Source organism: Candidatus Planktophila vernalis (assembly GCF_002288185.1).
GTDB classification, from domain to species: Bacteria; Actinomycetota; Actinomycetes; order Nanopelagicales; family Nanopelagicaceae; genus Planktophila; species Planktophila vernalis.
In genome coordinates, this window is the sequence record NZ_CP016776.1 from 436,026 (window position 1) to 453,709 (window position 17,684).

Genomic DNA, 17,684 nt, shown 5'->3' on the forward strand with positions numbered 1-17,684 from the left:
GCGCGAGTAGTTCCACAATATGAAAGGCACTGTCAATGAAGACAATTCTAGATGCCATCGGTAATACGCCATTAATTAATATTGAAGGCATTTGGGTCAAGATGGAGTATTTGAATCCATCTGGTTCTATTAAAGCGCGAATGGCTAAATACATGATTGAACGTGCGGAAGAAGAAGGCTTATTAAAGCCTGGTGACACAATTGTTGAAGCAAGTAGCGGTAATACTGGAAATGCAATGAGCATGATTGCAGCAGTTAAGGGCTACAAAATGTTAGTAATCATGCCCGATGGGATGAGTCCAGAGCGCACAGCAATCTCTGAAGCATTTGGCGCAGAAGTTCACACCATGGGAGATTTCCATGTTAACGACGCGCTAGAAGAAGCACGTCGGCGCGGAGCAATGCCAGGTTTTTTTGCACCACAACAATTTGATAATGAATGGAACGTGGAAGAGAACCGTCAGTGGCTAGGTCAAGAGATTTTGCAACAAATGCCAGTTTTACCAGATCTACTCGTCAGTGGAGTTGGAACAGGCGGAACAGTTATTGGCGTGGGACAAGCCTTCAAAGCTGCAAATCCAAAGTGCAAGGTGATTGCGCTAGAGCCGTCTGAATCATGCACAATTTTGTGTGGAGAAGTCTCAAAGCATTTAATTGAAGGAATCGCTGATGGCTTTATTCCAGGCATTGTTACCCGCCATCATCATGAATTAGATGGAGTTATTGATGTGGGCTCAGAAGAGTCAATTGCTGAGATGCGCCGTTTGGCAAGAGTGCATGGCATTTTCGTAGGCCCATCTTCAGGAGCACACATGATTGCAGCAAAGAGATTGAAGGAGCAGTACGGTGTTGAAAACGTCGTTACTTTCTTCTGTGATGAGGGCGAGAAGTACATCAACGACTACTGGCTTAAGAAGTAAATATCCACACCCTTTAGCTTCACGTAAGCCTGTTTTGTCATCGCCCTGAACTATTGGGGCATGGAATATTTCTCACAGATATTTGAAAAACTAGCCACCTGGTGGTTTGACCTCAACTTCACCTCCATTCAAAAACGAGCTCTACTTGTCATTTCGGCGGTAGTCGTTGTTATCTCGGTATTCATTGTCATTAGAGGAAATATGGATGAGGTAACTGCGCCTCCTGTAGTAGTCGAGCAAGTCCAAGCTCCACAGATATTTGTAGATGTGACTGGCGCAGTTAATACACCAGGTGTTTACACACTCACTGCAAGCTCTCGCGTAATCGATGCAATCAAAGCCGCTGGAGGATCAGCTGCTGGAGCAGACCTGAGCACAATTAATTTGGCACGAGTGTTGGCAGATGGTGAGCAGATTTACGTTGATGCTGCAGTTACAAATAGCAAAGGCGTTCGAATCAGTGCAACAAAGCGCAGCGGTCCAATAAGTATTAACCGGGCAACAGTAAGTGATTTTGATTCACTCGACGGGATTGGTCCTGTCATTGCACGGCGCATAGTTGAGTATAGAAAAACACACGGTCCGTTTATGACAATTGAAGATCTGCAAAAGGTGAGCGGAATCGGTGAGGCAAAATTCGCACAAATCAAAAGCAAAATTCGCATTTAACCGATTACAGAGCAGTTGCTCTGGGCGGTGCAATCTGGGCAGGTGCGTTATTTCAAAGTGCGTGTGCCCCGTGGCAAATCTCATGTGCGGCATTAGCGTTGGGCGCACTTTCTTTGCTGAGTCGAAAAGCGCGCTTTAGCGTCATCATCTGTGCACTTCTTCTAGGTTCAACAGTGATGTCTATCCGCCAGGCATCATTGGCCAATAGCCAAATAACTAGATTCTTTATGCAGAGTGCAACGCTCACAGCTGAAGTTGTTACGGATCCCAGCAAAACCAGCACCGGTAAATATTCATTTATTGCACGTGCAATCTTGGTCAATAACAGTTCAATTCATTACAAATTGCGAGTACCGATACGAGTGATGACATCACATCGAAGTGTGACAAAACTCTTGCCTGGGCAAAGATTTAGCGCCCAAGGGCGAATCGTTTCAAGCAAAGAGGCGCGAGTTGCTGCCTTAGTTGTAATAAAGGATGACATCCACATTCTTACACCGCCTTCGCGTTGGGCAAGTGCGTTGGGTGCAATTCGCTTAGGTCTGCGCTCACTTTCTGGTGATGGAAATGCAGGTGCACTCATACCTGGCATGGTTCTGGGGGATACGTCCAAACAAAGCGCGCAGTTCAAAGATTCAATGAAGCGCTCTGGCTTAACGCACTTAGTTGCAGTCAGTGGTGCCAATTTTGCACTCGTTTCAGCTTTTGTCTTATGGCTCATGCAGTTTCTATTCTCGAAAATGAAATTCCGCCTCTCTGCAACGGCTATCTCTCTGATTGCATTCATTGCACTGGTGCGACCATCGCCATCTGTACTACGTGCTGCTGCTATGGCAGCTGTTTTACTCATTGCACAAGGCACTAAACGTGGACGCGATTCACTTCCTGCTCTGGGTTTTGCAATGGCAGCTGTTGTCATAGTTGATCCATGGCAAGCGCGTGATGCAGGTTTTGCTCTCTCTGTCTTAGCAACCGCAGGGCTTCTTCTTTTTGCACCTGTTCTGATTGAAAAACTCTCATCCCACATGCCAGTTAAGTTGGCCCAAGCTCTTTCTCCACCAATTGCAGCAACAGTTTTCTGCTCACCCATCATCGTTGCACTCTCTGGCTATTTAGCCCCAATGAGCATTATTGCTAATTTATTAGCGGCTCCCTTTGTTGCCCCCATCACGATTGTTGGCTTTATTGCCGCTCTTTTTTCACCTTTTGCCTCATTCATCTCCTCAGTATTGATTTGGTTTATTCGCTTTCCTGCAGGGGCAATTGCACTCATTGCACAGTGGGCATCTAGCTTTCCAGTTCTCACGCTACAAACAGGAAAAATTGGATTTCTCATAGTTGCTAGCTTCACTCTGCTGGCTTGGTTGTTTAAGAAATGGTTTAAATACATCGTGATCTTCACCTTGATAATTCTCATTTCCATCACGTGGCTGCAACGTTGGCCAGGAGGGGATTGGCAGGTGGCTAACTGTGATATTGGTCAGGGTGATTCGATGGTAATTAATTTAGGCAATCATCAGGGGATAGTTATAGATGTTGGACCAGATCCTGTTGCAGAAGATCGTTGTTTGAAAGCACTTGGAATAAAGGAGATTCCGCTTCTTATTCTCTCCCACTTTCATGCAGATCACGTTGCGGGATTACCGGGGGCGTTAAACAAGCGCACTGTTGGACAAGTTTGGGTCAGTGTTAATTCAGCGCCACTTGTTGAAAGTGCAATGGCGGGATCAGCATTAGCAGGAGTTGAGATGATTAAGGCGGTGCGTGGGATGGGTGCAAGGGTTGGTGCCTTAAGTATCAATGTCCTTTGGCCAACTTTGAGTGCAACTAGTTTTGAAGAAATGCCTGGGGATGGTTCACAAATAAACAACTCCAGTATTGCCACACTAATAACAAGTGATGCTTTTTCAATCTTTGCAGGTGGGGATATTGAGCCACCGGTTCAAGAAATTCTGGTTAAAGATGTTGGCCCCGTTGATATTTATAAAGTCTCTCATCATGGTTCTAGATACCAGGACGTAGCTTTTATGAGCGCTTTGCACCCACGTATTTCCATAATTTCAGTGGGGGCAGGCAATACTTATGGCCACCCAGCAGTGCAAACCCTGGAGGCGCTGGCTAGACTCGGCTCAGAGGTTTTACGTACAGATATAAATGGTGCGATTGCAGTTCAAGTGCGAAATCATCAATTCACGGTGCGAAAAGCCAAGGGACGTTTTAATCTCATTAGATGGGGGTAGATACATAATGAATTCCTTCTACCTCATCCTGGGATCAGAGGCTGCTCTTGCCGATAGAGCACTCACTAAGCTCACTGCTCAACTTAAAGATGAGAAATGTGAGATTTCAACTCTCTTTGCAGCAGATGCAATCGTTGGTGATATCGCCGATGCACTTGCGCCATCACTATTTTCAGAGCGCCGTGGATTAATCATCCGTGATCTACAGGATTTGCCTGAAGATTCCAAAGATGAAGTGACAAGATACTTAGATTCTCCAGATCCAACAATGACTGTTGTTTTTGTTCATAAAGGTGGCGTTAAAGGCAAAGCATTATTAGATGCGATTAAAAAGTTAAAGCCAGAGATAATTGCTTGTGAGCCAATTAAGAAAGAAGCTGAGAAGGAAGAGTTTGTTCGAAACCTTTTTCTTGATTTAAAGCGAAAGGCTACTCCAGGTGCAATCACTGCATTAGTTGGGGCGTTAGGAAATGATCTGCGAGAGCTTCAATCAGCAATTGGACAGATTGCAGCAGATGCACCAGCTGGAACTATTGATGAAGTCATGATTGATAAGTTTCATCAAGGCAGAGTGGAAACAACAGGTTTTGATGTTGCCGATGCAACGTTGGATGGTAATTTGCCAGCAGCACTGATCGCACTTCGAAGCGCACTAGAAACTGGAACTGATCCAGTAATGATTACAAGTGCTATTGCTTCATCACTTCGCTCACTTGCAAAAGTTTCAGGTGCTAATCGCGGCGTGAAATCTTTTGAACTAGCTGGGCAATTAGGTATGGCACCATGGCAAATTGATAAGGCCCGCAGACAGTTAAATCGATGGACACCAGCTCAAATCGCTGATGCCGTTGGGGCCATCGCCCTGGCAGATGCCCAAGTAAAAGGTGCGGCTAGTGATCCGATTTACGCCCTAGAAAAGGCCTTGACCCGAATCGCCCAAAAGGGCTAGAAATCGCAATTTGACCCTGGCCTAGAGGTTCCGTACCCTTAGCGTCTGCCCGAAGGAACCTTTGGTTCTTGCCATGGGCTAAAAATGAACTGGAGTTACACGTGTACGCAATCGTTAAAGCTGGCGGCCATCAGGAGAAAGTGGCAGTTGGAGACACAGTCACTGTCGATCGCATCGACGCTGCTGTTGGCGCAACTGTTTCATTTCCTGCAGTGCTCCTAGTAGATGGTGCATCTGTTACTTCAGATCCAAAGCTTCTCTCTGGCGTTAAGGTCACAGGCGAAGTACTTGAGGAGACTAAGGGCCCAAAGATCGATATTTTGCGTTACAAGAACAAGACAGGTCACCGTCGTCGTCAGGGATTTCGCGCTAAGCAGACTCTCGTAAAAATTACCGCCATCAACGGCGCGAAGTAAAGGATAAATAAATGGCAAGTAAGAAGGGTGTCTCCTCGACACGAAACGGTCGCGATTCCAATGCGCAATACCTCGGTATCAAGCGCTTTGGCGGACAAGAAGTGAATGCAGGCGAGATCCTAGTTCGCCAGCGCGGAACACATTTTCACCCAGGCAAGAACGTTGGACGCGGTAAGGACGACACACTGTTTGCATTAGCAGCTGGTGCAGTTGAATACGGTCGCGCTCGCGGACGTCGCGTAGTGAATGTTGTGGTTCCGGTAGCTCTATAAAAGGTTTCTCTAAAAAGGGCGAGCCGTAATCACACGGCTCGCTTTTTTATTTTCTGCAGTGAAGGGAGTTAATGACATGACAACATTTGTTGATCGTGTGACTCTCTATGCCTCTGCCGGAAAAGGTGGAGATGGTTGTGTCTCTGTTAAACGTGAAAAATTCAAGCCACTAGGTGGACCAGATGGCGGTAATGGTGGACGCGGCGGCGATGTAATTCTCGTAGTTGATCCAAGTGTTACAACTCTGCTTGATTTCCATCATTCACCACACCGCAAAGCAACGTCAGGTCATCAAGGTTATGGCGATCGCAAAGATGGTCATCAAGGTGAAGATTTAATCCTTGGCGTTCCAAACGGCACAGTTATCTTTGATGCTGCAGGTGAACAGATTGCCGACCTTGTTGGAACCGGCACAACTTTTATTGCAGCCCAAGGTGGTTTTGGTGGCCTTGGAAACATGGCTCTATCTTCATCAAAGCGACGCGCACCAGGTTTTGCATTATTGGGTGAACCAGGTGAAGAGCGCACACTTTTCCTTGAACTTAAATCAGTTGCAGACATCGCACTTGTTGGTTATCCAAGTGCAGGAAAATCATCTCTTATTGCAGCTATTTCTGCAGCACGCCCAAAGATTGCTGACTATCCATTCACAACTCTTGCGCCAAATCTAGGTGTTGTTCAAGCCGGTGAAACACGATTTACCGTTGCCGATGTTCCAGGCTTAATTCCAGGTGCAAGCCAAGGAAAAGGTTTAGGCCTTGAATTCCTACGCCATGTTGAGCGCTGCGTTGCACTCGTGCATGTATTGGACTGTGGAACTCTAGAAACAGATCGCAATCCAGTGCAAGATCTTGAAATCATTGAAAATGAATTAGCGCTATACGGTGGTCTAGAAGATCGTGTGCGAATCATCGCGCTCAATAAAACAGATATTCCTGATGGAAAAGCCATGGCAGATATGGTTGAAGGCGAATTGCGCGAGCGAGGCTATGAGGTCTATCAAGTCTCTGCTGCATCACGTGCAGGCTTACAAGAATTGACTTATGCAATGGCACGTTTGATTCAAAAGGATCGTGCTGCCACTGCAGCCCTTGAAGTTCGCACACGCATTATCTTGCGCCCAGTTGCAGTTGATGACTCTGGCTTTGAAGTTAAAGCCAATGCTGATGGTTCATTTAATGTTCGAGGCAAGAAGGTTGAGCGCTGGGTGCGCCAAACAAACTTTAAGAACGCAGAAGCCATTGGTTATCTAGCTGATCGTTTAGCGCAATTAGGTGTTGAGAAGGATCTCTTTAAAAAGGGCGCAGTTGCTGGAAGTGAAGTTCGAATTGGCGATGGCCTCACTCAAGTTGTTTTTGATTGGGAGCCAACAATTGAAGCCGGAGCAGAGCAGTTAGCTGGTCACTTGCATCGCCGTGGAGAAGATTCACGCCTTGAATCAACATGGCAGCAAACCGAGCGTGTTGATGATGTTCTTAGCGATGATGAGATTGCAAAGCAGTGGGAATACAACATCGAAGACCCACATTCACCTAAGATTTCAGCAGTTGAAGTTAATGAATCAGAGGATGGAGATGACAAGTGAGCCGAGAGCAGATTACTTCTGCAAAGCGCATCGTCATCAAGATTGGCTCATCCTCTCTCACCGGTAAAGCCGGTTCTGCGCTAGATGCTGATGCGGTCAATAAACTTGTTGATCTTGTTGCTGCATGCAAAGCACGCGGATCTGAAGTAGTCGTAGTTTCCTCTGGTGCTATCGCTGCTGGCCTTGCTCCATTGGGATTAAGTACGCGTCCTAAGGATTTAGCAACTCAGCAAGCTGCAGCATCAGTTGGCCAAGGCCTTTTGATTGCTCAATACACCCAAAGTTTTAATCGCCATTCAATTACTGCATCACAGGTATTGCTCACTACTGAAGATGTTGTGCGCCGCTCTCATTACCAAAACGCCCAGCGCACCCTTTATCGCTTGCTGCAACTAGGAGTCGTTCCAATTATTAATGAGAATGACACAGTTGGCACTGGCGAAATTCGCTTTGGCGATAATGATCGACTTGCTGCGTTAGTAGCACTTTTGATTAGTGCAGATTTATTGGTTCTAGTCTCTGACATTGACGCTCTTTACGATGCCCCACCAACACAGGCTGGTGCTAAGCGTATTCACGAAGTTACATCTGTTGCAGATATTGAAAATGAGACTCTAGGTGGTGCAGGATCTTCCGGAGTTGGCAGTGGGGGAATGGTTACTAAGGTTGAAGCTGCGCGCATTGCAACTTCTGCTGGTATCCCAATGCTGCTGACATCGCTAGAAGATGCTGATAAAACTTTGGCTGGTCAAGATTTTGGTACTCACTTTCACGCACACGCAAGCAAGACAACATCACGCCTACTATGGTTGGCGCATGCAACCAAACCACACGGTAAGTTAGTTTTAGATGCTGGCGCTGTGAAAGCAATTTTAGAGCGTGGTGTTTCATTGCTTCCTGCTGGTGTAACTGCAGTTGAAGGTGAATTTATTGCTGGCGATGCAATCGAATTAGTAGGACCAGATGGTGTTGTGATTGCGCGTGGTTTAGTTGCCTTTGATTCAGAAGATCTACCAAAGATGCTTGGCCGCTCTACAAAGGAACTTGCTGCAGAAATGGGCGCTGAATATGAGCGCGAGCTAGTTCATCGAGATGATTTAGTGCTGCTCTAAATAAGTTTAAAGCTTTTGCAGCAGACTTACCTCTTGCTTTTTTTGTGAGAAAGCCAATAACCTAGCGCGCATTAATCACCCTTGAGAAAGAGTCGACATGAATCCTGTAAAAATCGCTGATTATGGTCTATCTGAAGAGTTCGGCTATTTGCCACATTATGACCCAGCGCAACGACTCTCTCCTGGAAATGAGGAATGGGATCAGTTTGCTTTAGAAATCCCTAAGCTTTTGATGGGAAATGATTTCCGTAAGCGGGTGCAAGCTCTTCCAGATTTCAATGTTGCTGCGCTAAAAACACAGGCAGACAAATCACGGGCAATGATGATTTTAAGTTATATCGGCCAGTCTTATCAGTGGAGTGATAATTCTCCGGCAACAACTTTTCCAAAAAAGCTAGCCTTACCTTGGCATGAAGTTGGACTTTTAGTTGGCCGGCCTCCGATACTTTCTTATCAAAGTTATGCCTCTGATAACTGGAGACGCCTTGATCCCAGCGGTCCTATCGAGTGCGGAAATATCGCACTACTCCAATGCTTCCTTGGTGGTCAGGATGAAGAGTGGTTCATTTTGATTCATATTGATATTGAGAAGAAAGCTGGAAAGGCACTCAAGGCAATTGAACTGGCCCAAGCAAGTGTTGTGGATAATGATTCTGATTCACTTGAAAAAGCTTTGATTCAATTAAGGGATGCACTTCAATCGATGTATGACGTTTTGTGTCGGATGCCAGAGCGCTGTGATCCATATGTTTATTTCCACCGAGTTCGCCCATATATTTTTGGTTGGAGAAATAATCCCTCACTTCCTAACGGCGTTGTATATGAGGGGGTGGATGCTTATGGTTCTAAGGGTCAAGTTTTTCGTGGTGAGACTGGCGCACAAAGTGCGATCATTCCGGCTATGGATGCAATCCTTGGAATCACCCATGAGAAGGATGAACTCCGAGATTACTTAATGGAGATGCGCGGTTACATGCCTCCGATGCATGTGAAGTTCATTGAGGCCGTAGAAGCTGGCCCTTCTGTCCGAAATATGGTCACATCACTTGCCAATACAAAGTTGAAAACTATCTTTAATGAATGCGTCAGTATTGTTGGAGACTTTAGGGCTAAACATTTGGAATATGCAGGCACATATATCCATGCGCAAGCACAAGCCACTCCTGGAAATCCATCTGCAGTGGGGACCGGGGGAACACCATTCATGGTCTATCTACGCAAGCACAGGGACGAGTCTAAGCAACAACTCATTAGTTAACTGAGTAGCTGTCAGAATTATTCAATGCGAATAATGCCTGGCTCCCGATAGGCTTTGCGTCATGAGCGCAACGAAACTGGTCAATGGCCTGGCAGATACCGCACGCCTTGCTGCGCGTACATTGCACGCTGCAACTGGCGCTGAACGAAGTGCAGCCCTTAATGCAATTGCCGATGCTGTCCTAGCTCGTAGTTCTGAAATCCTTGCGGCCAACGAAGAAGATATGGTGCGCGCCAGAGCGGCAAAAATTAATGATTCTTTACTTGATCGGCTTTTGCTTACACCTGCCAGAATTGAAGGAATCGCAAAGAGTGCACGAGAAGTAAGTAACTTGCCCGATCCACTTGGAATCACACTGCGGCACTCGACTTTGCCTAACGGAATCGATTTACAGCAAATCACAGTGCCATTTGGCGTTATTGGAATGGTTTATGAAGCTCGGCCAAATGTCACTATTGATGCAGCTGCAATCTTGTTAATGTCGGGTAACGCAGCACTATTACGCGGTTCTTCAAGTGCTGCCTCTAGTAACCAGATTTTGGTTACTGTCATTCGAGATGCACTTAAGACGACGAAGATTTCCCCAGAAGTTGTGCAACTGGTTCCTTCTGGAGATCGTGACACTGTTACAGCTTTGCTTAACGCCCGCGGAAAAGTTGATCTTGTCATTCCACGTGGGAGTGCATCTCTGATTCGCGCCGTTGTTGATGAATCGCGCGTGCCAACAATTGAAACAGGTGCTGGCGTTTGCCATGTCTATGTTGATGAGTTTGCAGATCTGTCTAAGGCTGTGCCTATCATTATTAACTCAAAAACCCAGCGCCCAAGTGTCTGTAATGCTGCCGAGACATTGTTAATACATGAATCTCTTGCTAAAGATTTTGCACCAATTGCCTTAAAAGCACTTCATGATGCAGGTGTAGTGCTTCATGGAGATGCGCGCACACTTGCATTGGCTGGATCAATTCCAATTACATTAGCGAATGAAGAAAATTTCTGCACGGAGTATGGAACTCTAGAGATGAACGTAGCAATCGTTGATTCTGTTGACGATGCCAGCGCTCACATAGCCAAGTACGGAACTAAGCACACTGAAGCGATTCTTACTGAAAATAAAGCGAATGCTCAGAGATTTATTGCACTCAGTGATTGCGCCGCAGTCATGGTGAATACATCCACCCGATTTACAGATGGTGGCCAAATGGGATTTGGTGCAGAAATTGGAATTTCAAATCAAAAACTCCATGCCCGTGGGCCTATGGGTCTTGAAGCTATGACAACTACTACCTGGATTGTTACTGGAGACGGGCAAATTCGCAGTTAAGCGCGAAATTAATTAGACTGACCCCATGACCAGCCTTTCCCGCGATGATGTAGCAAAGCTTGCTGGTCTTGCTCGCATTGAAATGAGCGATGAAGAGCTAGTTTCACTCTCTAATGAATTTACTGTCATCTTGGATGCAGTTGCTCGTGTTCAAGAAGTTGCTGGTGCTGATGTTGTTGCAACGTCGCACCCATTGCCACTTCGTAACGTTTTTCGCCCCGACGTAGTGATTCCCTCACTTTCTCCAGCTGATGCACTCTCTGGTGCACCTGCTCAAGAAGAACAGCGCTTTCGCGTTCCTCAGATTTTGGGTGAAGAATGATTCGCAACTCAGCCTCAGAAATGGCTAGCAAGTTAGCTAGTGGAGAAGTTACTTCAGTTGCACTCACGCAAGCACACCTAGATCAGATCTCTGCAGTTGATAAAGACGTTCATGCTTTCTTACATGTCGATACGCAAGGCGCACTTGCTCAAGCTGCAGCCGTTGATGCAAAGCGTAAAAGTGGAGAGAAGCTCTCACCTTTAGCTGGAGTCCCACTTGCTCTTAAAGATGTGATGACGCAAAAAGGAATTCCAACAACGTGCGGCTCCAAGATTCTTGAAGGCTGGCGCCCACCATATGACTCAACTGTTGTAACAAATTTAAAGAAGAATGACATTATTATTTTAGGTAAGACAAATATGGATGAATTTGCAATGGGTTCATCCACCGAAAACTCAGCTTACGGTCCAACGCATAATCCTTGGGATTTAACTCGCATCCCTGGCGGTTCAGGTGGCGGATCAGCTGCAGCGTTGGCTGCATTTGAAGCACCACTTGCTATTGGAACAGATACTGGTGGATCTATTCGCCAACCTGCAGCCGTAACCGGAACAGTGGGAGTCAAGCCAACGTATGGCGGCGTCTCTAGATATGGCCTTGTTGCTTTCTCTTCATCCCTTGATCAAGCAGGACCATGTGCTCGTACGGTCCTAGATGCTGCCCTGTTGCATGAAGCTATTGCAGGCCATGATCCAAAAGATTCAACTTCCATTAACGCTCCTGTTCCTGCAGTTGTTGCAGCGGCTAAGTCAGGAAATGTTAAGGGAATGAAAATTGGTGTTGTTAAGGAACTTAACGGTGATGGCTACCAAAAGGGTGTGCGCACTCGTTTTGAAGAATCACTTGAATTACTTGCAGCTGCTGGTGCTGAAATCGTTGAAGTATCTGCGCCTAACTTTGAATATGCCCTTGCTGCCTATTACTTAATCGCACCATCTGAGTGTTCATCTAACCTAGCTCGCTTTGATGCAATGCGTTATGGCCTTCGCGTGGGTGATAACGATGGCGCATCTGCTGAATCAGTTATGAATTTAACCCGCGAGGTTGGTTTTGGTCGTGAAGTAAAGCGCCGCATAATTCTTGGAACATACGCTCTTTCATCCGGTTACTACGATGCTTATTACGGCAGTGCGCAGAAAGTTCGCACGCTTATTACTCAAGACTTTAACAAGGCATTTGAAAAGGCAGATGTTTTGGTTTCACCAACATGCCCAACAACAGCCTTTAAAATCGGTGAAAAGGCTAATGACCCCCTAGCTATGTATCTCAATGACATTGCAACAATTCCTGTAAACATGGCTGGTATTGGCGGAATGTCATTGCCTTCAGGTGTTGCAGAAGAAGACGGACTACCAGTTGGCTTCCAGATCATGTCGCCAGTTATGAAAGATGATCGTATGTATTCAGTAGGCGCAGCCCTTGAAGCAGCTTTGCTTTCAAAATGGGGAGCACCATTGCTTTCAACAATTCCAGCGTTAGCAGGTAGCAAATGAGCCTGACATATGATGATGTTGTAGCAAAGTATGAACCAGTACTGGGCCTTGAAGTTCACGTCGAACTCAATACAAACTCAAAGATGTTTTGTGGCTGTTCTACTATTTTCGGAGCTGAACCAAATACACAAACGTGCCCCGTTTGTTTAGCTCTGCCAGGTGCTCTGCCAACTGTTAATGAGAAGGCGATTGAATCAACGATCAAAATAGGTCTGGCTCTGAACTGCTCCATTGCGCCCTTTAGTCGCTTTGCTCGTAAAAACTATTTCTATCCAGATATGCCAAAGAACTTCCAGATTTCACAGTATGACGAGCCAATCTGCGTTAACGGCTATGTTGATGTTGAAATTGAAACTGATGAAGGTCCAAAGGTGTTCCGCATCGAAGTAGAGCGCGTTCACATGGAAGAAGACACTGGAAAGTCTTTACACGTGGGTGGTGCTACTGGTCGCATTCATGGCGCAGAGTATTCACTTCTTGATTACAACCGTGCAGGAATCCCATTGGTTGAAATTGTGACCAAGATTGTTCCTGGCACAGGAAAATATGCCCCTGAGGTTGCAAAGGCATACGTTGCAGAGTTGCGTGACATCTTGCGCTCACTGGGTGTGAGTGATGTGAAGATGGAGCAGGGATCACTTCGCTGCGATGCAAACGTTTCATTGCGCTTAATTGGCTCTGATGTTCTTGGAACTCGCTCTGAGACTAAAAACGTTAACTCACTTCGCTCTGTTGAGCGCGCAATTCGTGGCGAAATGATTCGCCATGCTGAACGTCTCAATAATGGAGAGCGCGTTGTACAAGAGACTCGTCACTTCCAAGAAGACACCGGTTTAACTCGCTCTGGTCGCTCGAAAGAACAGGCAGAGGATTACCGTTATTTCCCAGAACCAGATTTAGTTCCAGTGGCACCAGATGCTGCATGGATTGAACAACTTCGTGCAGCTTTGCCTGAGCGACCATCCATCCATCGCAAACGTTTGCAAGAACAATGGGCAGTTCCCGATAAAGAAATGTCAGCGATGATTAACGCCGATGTATTAGATGTTGTTGAAGCAACTGTGGCACTGGGCGCTGAGCCTGCTAAAGCACGCAGCTGGTGGTTAGGTGAGATTTCTCGAATTGCTAATGAAAAAGATGTTGCAATTAAGGATCTACCTATTTCAGCTACAGATGTGGCTGAGATTGTGGCCCTTGTTAATACTGGAGATTTAACAGATAAGTTAGCTCGCCAAGTTGTTGAAGGCGTTATTGCCGGAGAAGGAAAGCCAACAGCGGTTATTGCTGCGCGCGGAATTAAAGTTGTTAACGATGATTCCGCATTGATGGCTGCAATCGAGCGGGCATGTGCTGGTCAACCTGAGACTGCGCAAAAGGTTCGCGATGGCCATTTACCAGCAGCTGGTGCATTAATTGGAATGGTTATGAAAGATACAAAGGGTCAAGCAGATGCAGCTAAAGTTCGTGCGCTTTTGTTAGCTCATCTTGGACAATCAGAAGGCTAGACTGAGCACATGCCAAACATGAAGCCACGCTCAGGTGTTGTTACTGACGGATTAGAGCGCGCCCCTGCACGTGGAATGTTACGTGCAGTTGGTATGGGTGATGCTGATTGGGTTAAACCACAAATTGGTATTGCATCTTCATGGAATGAAATTACTCCCTGCAACTTATCTTTAGATCGCCTAGCAAAAGCGTCAAAGCAAGGAGTCCTAGAAGCAGGTGGATTCCCCATGCAATTTGGAACCATCTCAGTATCTGATGGAATTTCAATGGGCCACGAAGGAATGCACTTTTCACTAGTTTCTCGTGAAGTTATTGCAGACTCTGTTGAAGCAGTTATGCAGGCAGAGCGTTTAGATGGAATGGTTACTTTTGCTGGTTGCGATAAATCTCTTCCAGGAATGATGATGGCAGCAGCTCGTATCGATGTTGCAAGTGTTTTTGTTTATGCAGGTTCAACTCTGCCAGGTCAAGTTGATGGTAAAGATGTAACAATCATTGATGCCTTTGAAGCTGTTGGAGCATGTGCACGTGGATTAATCACCCAGGAGCGTGTGGATCAAATTGAACGTGCAATCTGTCCTGGTGAGGGTGCTTGTGGCGGAATGTATACAGCAAACACCATGGCAAGTATTGGTGAAGCCATTGGGCTTTCACTTCCTGGTTCAGCTGCGCCTCCAGCTGTAGATCGCCGCCGAGATACTTATGCAATTGCATCAGGTGCTGCGGTGGTTGAACTCATTCGTCAAGGAATCACCACACGCGATATTTTGACAAAGCAAGCATTTGAAAATGCGATCACAATATTGATGGCTTTAGGTGGTTCTACTAACGCGGTTCTTCACTTACTAGCAATTGCATATGAAGCCGAAGTAGATCTTGAGCTTAATGATTTCCACCGTATTGGATCCAAGGTTCCATTGCTGGGTGATCTCAAGCCTTTTGGCCGCTTTGTTATGAGTGATGTTGATAAAGTCGGTGGAATTCCAGTTGTGTTAAAGGGATTACTTGATGCAGGCCTTCTTCATGGTGATGTTCTAACTGTCACAGGCAAAACAATGGCTGAGAATCTGAAAGATATTGCGCCGCCAGATCCAGATGGTCAGATTTTGCGTGCTATTTCATCTCCAATATCTACTGATATTGGAATTACTATTTTGGGTGGAACCCTTGCCAGCGATGGTGCAGTCTGTAAAACAGCGGGAATTGGCATAGAAACTTTTGAAGGACCTGCGCGAGTGTTCGAGCGTGAACAAGCTGCAATGGATGCACTTGAAAATGGAACGATTCAAGCCGGTGATGTTGTTGTGATTCGCTATGAGGGTCCAAAGGGTGGACCAGGTATGCGCGAGATGTTAATGATTACTGGTGCAATCAAAGGTGCAGGTCTTGGTAAATCAACTCTGCTTTTAACAGATGGTCGCTTTTCTGGTGGATCAACTGGTTTGTGCGTCGGTCACGTTGCACCTGAAGCCGTTGATGGGGGACCGATTGCATTTATTAAGGATGGCGATTTAGTGCGCATTGACATCACTAAGCGAACACTGGATTTGCTAGTGGACCCTAAGGAGCTTGAGGCTAGAAAAGTTGGCTGGAAGCCTTTGGGTCACAAATACTCCCGCGGGGTCTTGGCTAAGTATTCAAAGCTGGTCGGATCTGCATCCAAAGGCGCGGTCTGCGAGTAAAGCTGGCTCAAATTGTGAGATGTGCATCTCATGCCTTGACTCTTATGCGTAATTCATTGGACAATATCTCCATGAGTACAACATTTGTGGTGGTGATTTAGCAGCGCGTGATCTAACGATGATCATGCGCCGCCCTCAGTTATCTGAGGGTTTTTTCGTTTAACCACTTTAAATGCAAGGCAACGAAGGGAGAAGAACAATGAGTCAAATGACTGGGGCCAGTTCACTTGTGGCATCACTTGAAGCTGCAGGCGTTGACGTCATGTTTGGAATCCCAGGCGGTGCGATCCTGCCAGCCTATGACCCAATTTTTTCTAGCTCCATCCGCCACATTCTTGTTCGCCACGAACAAGGTGCAGGACATGCTGCAACTGGTTATGCCCAAGTAACTGGTCGCGTTGGTGTGTGTATTGCTACATCAGGTCCTGGTGCAACAAATCTTGTAACACCTTTGGCCGATGCTGCAATGGATTCAGTTCCAGTTGTTGCAATTACAGGCCAGGTGCCTTCAGTTGCAATTGGTACAGATGCTTTCCAAGAAGCCGATATTCGCGGCATCACAATGCCATTTGCAAAACACAATTATTTGATTACCAACCCAGCCGATATCCCACGCGCGATCGCCGAGGCCTTCCATATTGCAAGCACAGGCCGTCCCGGCCCAGTTCTTGTGGATATTGCAAAAGATGCACTTCAAGCTATGACAGATTTCAAATTTCCAACATCTGTTAATTTGGCTGGATATAAACCAAAGTCGGTCCCAGACAATCAGTCGATTCTGGATGCGGCTGCGTTAATCACCCAATCGAGTAAGCCAGTCTTTTATGTTGGTGGCGGAGTAATCAAGGCAAATGCATCACGTGAATTGTTAGAACTTGCACAATTACTTGGTGCACCTGTTGTTACAACTCTTATGGCACGTGGCGCATTCCCAGATAGTCACCCGCTCAACCTTGGAATGCCTGGAATGCATGGAACGGTTGCTGCAGTTACAGCCCTACAAAAAGCAGATCTGCTTATCACTTTAGGTGCACGCTTTGATGACCGTGTTACAGGCAAGCTTTCAACATTTGCAGTTAATGCCAAGGTTATTCACGCAGATATCGATCCTGCTGAAATTGGTAAGAATCGCTTTGCTGATGTTGCCGTATTGGGTGATCTCAAAAACACTATCTCTGCGCTGATTCCAGCACTTAAATCAGCTCTTGCAAAGAATCAGCCTGATTTAACTCCATGGTTACACCAGATGAATTCACTTCAAGCTGCATATCCCTTGGGTTATGACAAACCAAATGATGGGACATTGTCTCCACAGTATGTAATTGAACGACTTGGAAAAATCTCAGGTCCTGATGCAATTTTTGCTGCAGGTGTTGGCCAACATCAGATGTGGGCTTCCCAGTTTGTTTCTTATGAAAATCCACGCACCTGGCTTAACTCTGGTGGCTTAGGAACTATGGGATATGCAGTTCCTGCGGCAATGGGTGCAAAAGTTGGAGCACCGGACACAACTGTGTGGGCAATCGATGGTGATGGTTGTTTCCAGATGACTAATCAAGAGCTCGTCACGTGTGCACTCAATAACATTCCAATCAAGGTTGCAATCATTAATAACGAATCTCTTGGCATGGTTCGCCAGTGGCAGACCCTGTTCTATGAAGGTCGATACTCAAACACAAACCTTGAATCTAAGCGCGTTCCTAACTTCCCAATGCTTGCAGAAGCTATGGGTTGCGTTGGTTTGAGTTGTGAGCGTGAAGAAGATGTTGATGCAACGATTGAAAAGGCAATGGGGATTAATGATCAACCCGTTGTTATTGATTTCCGAGTGCATCGCGATGCAATGGTGTGGCCAATGGTTGCAGCTGGTGCATCAAATGATGACATTAAGATCGCGCGCGAAACCGCGCCTGACTGGGATTCACAGGAGCTATAA

15 protein-coding genes are annotated in these 17,684 nt (G+C 46.2%); all 15 read left to right on the forward strand.

All coding sequences use genetic code 11. From position 1 onward, the window contains the following. Positions 1-35: 35 nt before the first annotated feature. The 15 genes from A7sIIA15_RS02355 to A7sIIA15_RS02425 all read left to right on the forward strand — a co-directional run bounded on the left by A7sIIA15_RS02355 (position 36) and on the right by A7sIIA15_RS02425 (position 17,684). Positions 36-920, forward strand: a complete 885-nt coding sequence (locus A7sIIA15_RS02355) for a PLP-dependent cysteine synthase family protein (RefSeq protein WP_095685614.1) — start codon at positions 36-38, stop codon at positions 918-920. A gap of 60 nt (positions 921-980) precedes the next feature. After that, a complete protein-coding gene (locus tag A7sIIA15_RS02360; RefSeq protein WP_095685615.1) occupies positions 981-1,589 on the forward strand; it encodes a ComEA family DNA-binding protein in 609 nt (202 codons plus the stop codon). Positions 1,590-1,702: 113 nt separating this feature from the next. After that, complete coding sequence (locus A7sIIA15_RS02365; protein ID WP_223298283.1) at positions 1,703-3,829, forward strand: ComEC/Rec2 family competence protein; 2,127 nt, start codon at positions 1,703-1,705, stop codon at positions 3,827-3,829. Positions 3,830-3,836: 7 nt separating this feature from the next. Then, positions 3,837-4,778, forward strand: coding sequence for a DNA polymerase III subunit delta (holA, locus tag A7sIIA15_RS02370; protein WP_095685617.1), 942 nt, complete (start codon positions 3,837-3,839; stop codon positions 4,776-4,778). A 101-nt stretch (positions 4,779-4,879) separates the two neighbouring features. Then, positions 4,880-5,194 carry a 50S ribosomal protein L21 gene (gene rplU / locus A7sIIA15_RS02375; RefSeq protein ID WP_018207039.1) on the forward strand — a complete coding sequence of 105 codons (315 nt, stop codon included), beginning with the start codon at positions 4,880-4,882 and terminating at the stop codon, positions 5,192-5,194. An 11-nt stretch (positions 5,195-5,205) separates the two neighbouring features. Next, complete coding sequence (gene rpmA / locus A7sIIA15_RS02380) at positions 5,206-5,466, forward strand: 50S ribosomal protein L27 (protein WP_017955989.1); 261 nt, start codon at positions 5,206-5,208, stop codon at positions 5,464-5,466. A gap of 76 nt (positions 5,467-5,542) precedes the next feature. Further along, complete coding sequence (gene obgE, locus A7sIIA15_RS02385) at positions 5,543-7,051, forward strand: GTPase ObgE (protein WP_095685618.1); 1,509 nt, start codon at positions 5,543-5,545, stop codon at positions 7,049-7,051. Continuing rightward, positions 7,048-8,163: a glutamate 5-kinase gene (proB, locus tag A7sIIA15_RS02390; protein WP_095685619.1), complete on the forward strand. Its 1,116-nt coding sequence runs from the start codon at positions 7,048-7,050 to the stop codon at positions 8,161-8,163. The genes obgE and proB overlap by 4 nt, the downstream gene beginning before the upstream one ends. A gap of 97 nt (positions 8,164-8,260) precedes the next feature. After that, entirely contained in the window at positions 8,261-9,421 is a 1,161-nt protein-coding gene (locus A7sIIA15_RS02395; RefSeq protein WP_095685620.1) for a PrnB family protein, read from the forward strand. 61 nt (positions 9,422-9,482) lie between these two features. Beyond that, positions 9,483-10,745, forward strand: a complete 1,263-nt coding sequence (locus A7sIIA15_RS02400) for a glutamate-5-semialdehyde dehydrogenase (RefSeq protein ID WP_095685621.1) — start codon at positions 9,483-9,485, stop codon at positions 10,743-10,745. Positions 10,746-10,770: 25 nt separating this feature from the next. Further along, positions 10,771-11,067 (forward strand): Asp-tRNA(Asn)/Glu-tRNA(Gln) amidotransferase subunit GatC, encoded by a 297-nt coding sequence (gene gatC / locus A7sIIA15_RS02405; RefSeq protein WP_095685622.1) that lies wholly within the window; start codon positions 10,771-10,773, stop codon positions 11,065-11,067. Further along, complete coding sequence (gatA, locus tag A7sIIA15_RS02410) at positions 11,064-12,560, forward strand: Asp-tRNA(Asn)/Glu-tRNA(Gln) amidotransferase subunit GatA (RefSeq protein WP_095685623.1); 1,497 nt, start codon at positions 11,064-11,066, stop codon at positions 12,558-12,560. The genes gatC and gatA overlap by 4 nt, the downstream gene beginning before the upstream one ends. Then, the gene (gene gatB / locus A7sIIA15_RS02415; protein WP_095685624.1) at positions 12,557-14,065 is read left to right on the forward strand and encodes an Asp-tRNA(Asn)/Glu-tRNA(Gln) amidotransferase subunit GatB; all 1,509 of its coding nucleotides are present in this window, start codon (positions 12,557-12,559) and stop codon (positions 14,063-14,065) included. The genes gatA and gatB overlap by 4 nt, the downstream gene beginning before the upstream one ends. Before the next feature lie 9 nt (positions 14,066-14,074). Beyond that, a complete protein-coding gene (gene ilvD, locus A7sIIA15_RS02420) occupies positions 14,075-15,748 on the forward strand; it encodes a dihydroxy-acid dehydratase (RefSeq protein WP_095685625.1) in 1,674 nt (557 codons plus the stop codon). A gap of 199 nt (positions 15,749-15,947) precedes the next feature. Further along, positions 15,948-17,684 (forward strand): acetolactate synthase large subunit, encoded by a 1,737-nt coding sequence (locus A7sIIA15_RS02425; RefSeq protein ID WP_095685626.1) that lies wholly within the window; start codon positions 15,948-15,950, stop codon positions 17,682-17,684.